1 protein-coding gene is annotated in these 1,492 nt (G+C 66.5%); it reads right to left on the reverse strand.

All coding sequences use genetic code 11. The features are described from left to right. Positions 1-156: 156 nt before the first annotated feature. Positions 157-1,492: hypothetical protein (locus ACRWND_RS30730; RefSeq protein WP_431955238.1), on the reverse strand; the 1,336-nt coding region annotated here is incomplete at its 5' end.

Genomic DNA, 1,492 nt, shown 5'->3' on the forward strand with positions numbered 1-1,492 from the left:
CGCCGAACGAGCGTAAGCCAACCAGACCAACGAGAAACCTCTACGCCAACCGAGTGGTGAACACCACTTTCGTGATACTCCCTCGATTCTTCCAAGGGCTGACGGCGACGTCGTAAACGGCTAGCTGGCTGCCTGCCGTGTCGGGCCGTGTCGGTCTTATTGGCAGATGTTGATGGTGGTGTTGTTTCCGAGGTCGAATTGGATGGTGGTGGGGGTGTGGGGGAGGTGGGTGATGGCGTTGATGTATTCGATGGCGCGGGTGGTGGCCTGGGGGTCGGTCCGGTTTTCAGGGTTGATGGACACGATGGGCGGGGTTTTTTGTTGTGCGGGCGTGGTGGGGCGGTTGCGGAGCAGGGCTGCGGCGGTTGTGACGTGCTGGGTGTACTCGGGTGTGCCGGTCGCCGGCAGGAGGCTGGTGTCGAGGAGGTATCGGTGGCTTTCGGGGCCGTGGCGCAATGGCTGGACCGGTACCGACTCCGGTTGCTCGTGTGCTGTGGCCGGGGCTGCTTGGTGGTGCTGAGTGCGGAGGCTCTTCGCGTCGGTGGGGGCGGGGTGCCGGTTTCGCGGGGGCTGTGGCTGGTGTGTGGTGACGACGTCCTGGCCGCGTTCGCCCTGGCCGACTGGGGATCCGGTGAGTGCGGTCATCGAGGGTGGGCGGGGTGCGTCCAGGAACGCTCGCCGTTCGCCGGCCGGGGTGGTTTGGGTCTCTGTTTTTTCTGATGCTGTGGGGTCCGGGTTTGTGGTGGGGCTGAGGGGCAGGCGGGTGGCGGTGGTGCTGGTGCTGGTGGTGTGAGGGAGGAGGTGGACGGTCCGGCCGTCGTGGTGGACGGTGTGGGTGGCTTGGGGGTGATTCAGGGAGTCGTGAAGCGTGTCCCAGTTGTCGATGCGGCCGATCCAGCCGGTGTCGCCGCGGAGGATGACGCCTTCGGTGGTGTGGATGAAGTCGTCGCCGTAGGCGAGCCAGCCATCTGCGGGCAGAAGGACTGGGTGCTGGCGGTCGCGGAGGTGGATATCGCCGGTGTCGCTGATGTCGTAGCCGAAGAGGGCGGTCGGCCGGTCCGGGGCCGGGAGTTCGTAACGGGTCCAGGACCGGGACTGCGGTTGCTTCCCAGTGGTGCTTTCGGTGGTGCCGGGCGCTACCGAGGTCAAGGGGTCGGTCTTGATGGTGCTGCCCGTCCGTGGGCGCTCGACCACCAGTGCGTGGCCCAGCGGCAGGCCGGTGGGATTCAGATAGGCGTCCCGGGCACCGCCGAGCCGCCCCGGCCCGCTGGATACACGGGACTGACGCTTAAGGAGCTGGGTTTCTTGGGCTTCACCCGGCGCGGTGGCTGTGGATTCGTCGGGGTGGGACTGCGGGAACAGCTCCGTTGCGGGAACCGTGCCGGTCTTTGCTGTGTCGGTGGTTTCGGTGGTGGGTGGGGTGGTGGTGTAGGTGTTGAGAGCGGTTTGCAGGCGTGTGTGTGCGGGTGTGCCGGGGGTGCGTTTGCTCAGC

It is taken from the genome of Actinacidiphila sp. bgisy167, assembly GCF_965342175.1.
In the GTDB taxonomy this organism is placed as follows: Bacteria; Actinomycetota; Actinomycetes; order Streptomycetales; family Streptomycetaceae; genus Actinacidiphila.